Annotated in this window: 6 protein-coding genes; 3 read left to right on the top strand and 3 right to left on the bottom strand. The window is 65.0% G+C overall.

What is annotated here, in order from left to right:
• The coding region (locus EOA27_RS17965; protein ID WP_245491114.1) for a 3-hydroxyacyl-CoA dehydrogenase family protein at window positions 1–401 on the top strand (401 nt) is incomplete at its 5' end.
• 30 nt (window positions 402–431) lie between these two features.
• On the opposite strand, the gene EOA27_RS17960 is transcribed toward EOA27_RS17965, so the two are convergent.
• The 3 genes from EOA27_RS17960 to EOA27_RS17950 all read right to left on the bottom strand — a co-directional run bounded on the left by EOA27_RS17960 (window position 432) and on the right by EOA27_RS17950 (window position 3,719).
• Complete coding sequence (locus EOA27_RS17960; protein WP_245466922.1) at window positions 432–2,390, bottom strand: PAS domain S-box protein; 1,959 nt, start codon at window positions 2,388–2,390, stop codon at window positions 432–434.
• 152 nt (window positions 2,391–2,542) lie between these two features.
• A complete protein-coding gene (locus EOA27_RS17955) occupies window positions 2,543–3,181 on the bottom strand; it encodes an NrsF family protein (protein WP_126081051.1) in 639 nt (212 codons plus the stop codon).
• A 1-nt stretch (window position 3,182) separates the two neighbouring features.
• The gene (locus EOA27_RS17950) at window positions 3,183–3,719 is read right to left on the bottom strand and encodes a sigma-70 family RNA polymerase sigma factor (protein ID WP_126081050.1); all 537 of its coding nucleotides are present in this window, start codon (window positions 3,717–3,719) and stop codon (window positions 3,183–3,185) included.
• A 204-nt stretch (window positions 3,720–3,923) separates the two neighbouring features.
• Between EOA27_RS17950 and EOA27_RS17945 the strand changes: the two genes are divergently transcribed.
• Together EOA27_RS17945 and EOA27_RS17940 are read left to right on the top strand one after the other, a co-directional pair.
• Entirely contained in the window at window positions 3,924–4,928 is a 1,005-nt protein-coding gene (locus tag EOA27_RS17945; RefSeq protein WP_126081049.1) for an iron ABC transporter substrate-binding protein, read from the top strand.
• A 160-nt stretch (window positions 4,929–5,088) separates the two neighbouring features.
• A partial coding sequence (locus EOA27_RS17940; protein WP_145970391.1) for an ABC transporter permease subunit occupies window positions 5,089–6,119 on the top strand: 1,031 nt, incomplete at its 3' end.

The raw sequence follows: 6,119 nt of genomic DNA, 5'->3' as shown, positions 1-6,119 counted from the left end.
CCGAGGACCAGACCTTCGAGGCGGCCAAGACCTATGTGAAGCACCTCGACAAGACGATCACCGTCTCCGAGGATTTCCCGGCCTTCATCGTCAACCGCATCCTTTTGCCGATGATCAACGAGGCGATCTACACGCTCTATGAGGGCGTCGGCACGGTCGACGCCATCGATACCGCCATGCGGCTCGGCGCCAACCATCCGATGGGCCCGCTGCAGCTCGCCGACTTCATCGGCCTCGACACCTGCCTGTCGATCATGCAGGTGCTGCATGAGGGCCTGTCGGACTCGAAATACCGCCCTTGTCCGCTGCTGGTGAAATATGTCGAGGCCGGCTGGCTCGGCCGCAAGACTGGTCGCGGCTTCTACGACTATCGCGGCGACCATCCGGTGCCGACGCGCTGATCTTCCGCGGCTGAACCCTTCCGACGCCGTTCAGGACGCCGCGGCGAGCGGCATGGGCGGCACATCTCTCGAAGCTTCGTCCGGCGCGGCGGAAACGCAGCCGCGGCCTGCCGCCTTGGCATCGTAGCAGGCGGCATCGGCGCGGGCGATGATCTCATCCACCTCGCCGCAACCGGCGCGGATCGGCGCGAGCCCGATGCTGGCGCCGATCAAATGCGGGCGGCCGTCCCAGCTGAAATTGAGGTTGCAGATGGCATCGATGATCGAGCGCGCCGCGATCGGCCCGCGCGCCGCGTCGCCCGATTTGAGGATGACGGCGAACTCGTCGCCGCCGAGCCGCGCGACGATCTCTTCCGGGCCAAGCACATTGCGCAGGGTGTCGGCCACGCGCCTGAGCAGCGCATCGCCCGCGGCATGGCCGCCGGTGTCGTTGACGGCCTTGAAGTGGTCGAGGTCGACGAACATGAACTGATGCTCGCCGCCATTGAGGCGGCACTGGTCGACCAGTTCCTCCATGGTGCGCATGAAGCTCGAGCGGTTGGCGAGCCCGGTCAGCGCGTCATGGGCGGCGGCGTAGGCCAGTTGTCGCTGCAGGGCGCGCGCGTCGGTGAAGTCCTGGAAGACGATGACCAGGCCGCAGAACTGCTTGCGGTCGTTCATGATCGGCGACACCACCTGGCGGATGCTGCAGCGCGTGTCGTCGCGCCGCACGAGAACCGCGCGCGTGTTCTGGTCGCAACGAGGCTGTTCGCACGCCGAAGGACGCGTCAGGCCGATTCTCTGCCCGCTTTCCTCGTCGACCGCCCAATAGACATGGCCGAGCACCTTTCCAAGGGCTTCGCAGACGTCAACGCCGGTGAGCTTTTCCGCGACGGGGTTCATGAAGGTGATGCGGTTGGCGGCATCGGTGCAAATCACCGCGTCGCCGATCGACTGCAGCGTGACCCTCAGACGCTCCTTCTCGTCGGCCAGCATCGCCGCCGAAACCATCAGCCGCGTCTCGGCCTCCTTGCGCTGCGTGATATCGGTCAGGCTGCCGATGGCGCGGATCACCCGGCCCTCGGCGTCGCGCTCGATCGTCTTGCCACGGTCGAGGATCCAGACCCAGTGGCCGTCCTTGTGGCGCATCCGGAACTCGGCTTCGAAAAAGGGCGTCTCGCCGGCAAGGTGCGCGCGATCCGCCTCGGCGACGCGTGCCTGATCGTCGGGATGGATCATGGTCAGCCAGCGGTCCGGGTCTCCGTCGAGCTCGCCAGCGGCATAGCCCAGCATCTTCGCCCAGGTTTCGGAATAGGTTGTGCCACCCTTGCGCATATCGAGGCTCCAGACTCCCTGTCCGGTGCTGGTGAGCGCGAAATTCCAACGGGTCTCGGCCTCGGCGATGCGCGCCTCGGCCTGCTTGCGGGCGTCGATGTCCTCGATCTGCGACACCAGATAGAGCGGGCGGCCTGTCCCCTCTTCGCGGATGACCGAGCCCGCAAGCTGCGCCCAGACCGGAGTACCGTCCTTGTGCAGATACCGCTTCTCGAAATGGAAGGAGTGGATCTTGCCTTCCTTCAGGCTCATCATCGTCTCGCGGCCGATCTGCAGGTCGTCGGGATGGGTGATCTGGAGGAACGTCAGCGCCTCGATTTCCGATCGGGTATAGCCGAGCATGTCGGCGAAGGCCGGATTGGCCTGAACGATGCGCCCGTCGAGCCCGACAATGGCGACGCCGATCGCCGAATCCTCCATGGCCCGGCGGAAGCGCTGTTCGCTCTCGGCGATCTGCCGGCGATCGTCGACGATGCGTTGGATGAACATGGCCGACAGAAACAGCGTCGCGGCTGTGATGGCGATGGAAATCTGCAGGCAGAGCCTCAGCGCGTCGGCGCCAAATTCGAGGCGTGGCAGCAGGATCGATGCGGCGGCGGCAACCAGGCCGATTGCGAGCAAACCCTGCGCGGCGTGCCTGTCGGCACGAAGCCCTTTCCAGTTCAACCACGCCACGATGCGACCCACCCCAACACGCAACTGCACGTTGCCGCAACCCTGGCGGATCGGTTTTAAGGAATGGTTGCGCAGATGATGGCGATCGCTCCGCTAACCGGCAAACAATTGCCGGCATGATTAAGGGACTGTTTCGAAACAGCCCCGGCGGGCTACCAGCGCACGAAAAGCCGCCCGCCGATAGCCCCGAGCAGCGTCAGGAAGGCGATGGCGATCGTATACCAGGTGGCGACGAAGAGCGGCGAATCGTCGAAACAATGCGCGGCGTAGAAGGTTGCCGCGAGCCCGCCCGCGAGCAGCCCGGCCACCGCGCCAGCAAGCACCGGCCTGGTCGGCGCGCCGTAGCGCAGCATGCCGAGGAAGACCGCCAGCGGGCCGATGCCGATCAGCGGGATGAAAGTCATGCAGATCATCATGTTCGAGCCGACGAGCCGCTTGCCCCAATCGGCCTGGGGTACGACGAAAAGCTCCAGGACCACCGCCAGCACGACCAAAAGCGGCGCGGCGAGCATCCAGGCCATCTTCTGCCTTGTCGAAGCGCCCGGCACCGACAGCGCGCGGATCAGCGCGAAGGCGCTGACCGCAAGCACCAGCGTGAACACGAATTTCGACATGAAGCGCATCGTGTGCATGGCCGGCATGATGTCGGGACGCGGCCCGATGGTCGTGAAGAACACGGCTGCCGCGATCGCCACGGCAACGGAGACCGCCAGCCACCAGGCCTTGCCCATCGGCATGGCCTTCTTGCCGGCATCCGCGTCGAGCGCTTTGATCAGATCCTCTGTCCTCATGTCACTGTCGCCCGAATCTTTTAGCGATCGCGGCGAGGCCGCGATGCAGCGACACGCGCACAGCCGTTTCACTGACGCCGAGCTTGGCGGCGGTCTCGCCGATCGAATGACCGTCGACCGAAATTGACGAGACGACCGAGCGTTGCGTCGGCGGCAGTCCCTCGAGCGCCCGATTTATGTCGCGCTGGCTGACCGTCTCCGTCTCCGGCTCGGCGAAGGTCTCGGCGATCTCGTCGATCTCGACCTCGATGCGGCGCCCTCGCCGGCGGAACGCGTCGATAAGCTTGAAGCGGGCGATCGCGTAGACCCAGGGCAGCACCGGCGCATCCGGCCGCCAGGTGTGGCGTTTCACATGAATGGCAAGCAAGGTTTCCTGCACGACATCCTCGGGGTCGACTCCGCCCTGAACGATCTTGCGCCGGACAAAGCCGCGAACGAGGGCGGCGATGCGATGCAGAAAGTTGGCATAAGCCCTTTCGTCTCCCGCGATCGCGGCCCTGAGCAGCCCGGAGAGCTCTGCCTCGTCCTTGCCGGTCACAAGAGTTTACCCCCGAAGTTCGCGTCTCGGCCCTGGTTTGTTACGTGGCCGGCGAAATAATGTCCAAGCCAAACTGCCGCAAAATCACGAAAGTTTGCGGCATGGCGACGGATTGAAGCAGGGGCACAATCTTGACTACAATAATCAGGTATTGGTAGGTGAGCCGAGCCTGACCCCTGTCTCCAGATTTGAGGACGATGCCCCATGAAGAATGCCCTTTCCACGCTCGCCGGCGCTGCGATGGCGCTCGGCGTGATCGCCGGCCCGGCCATGGCGGAGGATCAAGGCATCGTCGTCTACAATGCCCAGCATGAGAGCCTCGCCAAGGAATGGGCTGCCGGCTTCACTAAGGAGACCGGCATCAAGGTCACGCTGCGCAATGGCGGAGACAGCGATTTCTCCAACCAGATCGTCGCCGAGGGCGCGGCCTCGCCGGCCGACGTCTTCCTGACCGAGAATTCGCCGGCCATGGCGCTGGTCGAGGCGGCCGGTCTGTTCGCCCCGGTCGACGCCGACACCCTCGCCCAGGTTCCCCAGGAATACCAGCCGTCGAGCGGCAAGTGGGTCGGCGTCGCGGCCCGCAGCACCGTCTTTGCCTACAACAAGGACAAGCTGAAGGAAGACCAGCTCCCCAAGTCGCTGCTGGACCTCGCCGATCCGAGCTGGAAAGGCCGCTGGGCCGCCTCGCCGTCGGGCGCCGACTTCCAGGCCATCGTCAGCGCCCTGCTCCAGCTGAAGGGCGAGGCCGCGACCGCCGACTGGCTGAAGGCGATGAAGGAGAATTTCACGGCCTACAAAGGCAACAGCACTGTCATGAAGGCGGTCAATGTCGGCGAGATCGATGGCGGCGTGATCTACCACTATTACTGGTTCGGCGATCAGGCCAAGACCGGCGAGAACAGCAAGAATGTCGGCCTGCATTATTTCAAGAACCAGGACCCGGGCGCCTTCGTTTCGGTATCGGGCGGCGGCGTGCTGGCCTCCAGCAAGCATCAGAAGGAAGCCCAGGCGTTCCTGAAGTGGGTGACAGGCAAGGGCGGCCAGGACGTGCTGAAAACGGGCACGTCGTATGAATATGCGGTCGGCAAGGATGCCCAGTCCAACCCGAAGCTGGTGCCGCTGGCCGACTTGCAGGCGCCGAAAATCGATCCGGCGACGCTGAATTCCAAGAAGGTCATCGACCTGATGACGCAAGCCGGCTTGCTTTAGTTCGCGTTCGTCCTAAAAGGGCAAGCGACCGTGCTCCCGCGGGAACTCGCTTCCGTGGGAGCGCTTTTGTTTTGGAGATGGCCTCGTCGATGACGATCATCTGCGTTTGCGGCCGCGGCCGCGGTTCATCACGTCGCTTCCGGGCGGCCTATTCCGACTGATGGCGTCCGCGATCCACCTCACGGCTTCCGCGCTGCCGGCGGCCGGAATGAAGAAGCGCCGGGCCATGTCGTGGATCACGCTCGCCGCGGCTTTGATCTCGCTCATCGCGCTGCTGCCTCTCGGCTTCATCGTCTGGATCGCGATCCAGACCGGCTGGGATACGGTGGTGGCGCTGATCTTCCGCCCGCGCGTCGGCGAGTTGCTGATCAACACGGTGCTCCTCGTCATCGTCACCGTGCCGATCGCCATCGCGCTGTCGGTGGCGCTGGCTTGGCTGACCGAACGCAGCGACCTGCCGGGCAATCGGCTGTGGTCGTGGCTGTCGGTGGCGCCGCTCGCCATCCCTGCTTTCGTGCACTCCTATGCCTGGATCAGCTTTGTCCCTGGCCTGCACGGGCTCTGGGCCGGCGTGCTGGTCTCCGTCATCGCCTATTTCCCGTTCCTCTATCTGCCGATCTCCGCCGCGTTGCGCCGTCTCGACCCGGCGCTGGAGGATGCGGCGGCGGCGCTTGGCCTTGGCCCGTGGCGGGTTTTCGCGCGCGTCGTACTGCCGCAGTTGAGGCTTGCCATCTGCGGCGGCTCGCTGCTGGTCGGCCTGCATCTTCTGGCCGAATATGGCCTCTATGTCTTCATTCGCTTCGACACCTTCACCACCGCGATCGTCGACCAGTTCCAGTCGACCTTCAACGGCCCGGCTGCCAACATGCTGGCCGCCGTGCTTGTGGCTTGCTGCCTTTTCCTGCTCGCCCTCGAGGTGATGATACGTGGCGAGGAGCGCTATGCGCGTGTCGGTTCCGGCGCCGCACGCAAGCAGCAGCGTGCCCGCCTCGGCCGCGCCGCCCTGCCTTGCCTGCTTTTGCCGGCCGGTGTCGCACTGCTGTCGCTCGGCGTGCCCTTCGTCACTGTCGGCCGCTGGCTGCTCGCCGGCGGCGCGGATGTCTGGCGCTGGGACGAGATCGGCCTGGCGCTCGGCCAGACGCTGTTCCTCGCCATCGTCGGCGCTGTGCTCGCGACGGTTGCCGCCATGCC

This window comes from Mesorhizobium sp. M2A.F.Ca.ET.037.01.1.1 (genome assembly GCF_003998075.1).
Taxonomy (GTDB): Bacteria; Pseudomonadota; Alphaproteobacteria; order Rhizobiales; family Rhizobiaceae; genus Mesorhizobium.
Note: the sequence above shows the minus strand (reverse complement) of the source record. Positions and strands in the feature narration are given on the sequence as shown.

Excerpts from the sequence above, each read along its gene's own strand:
- EOA27_RS17955 (WP_126081051.1), bottom strand. The coding sequence starts at position 3,181 with ATGAGGACAGAGGATCTGATCAAAGCGCTCGACGCGGATGCCGGCAAG.
- EOA27_RS17945 (WP_126081049.1), top strand. The coding sequence starts at position 3,924 with ATGAAGAATGCCCTTTCCACGCTCGCCGGCGCTGCGATGGCGCTCGGC.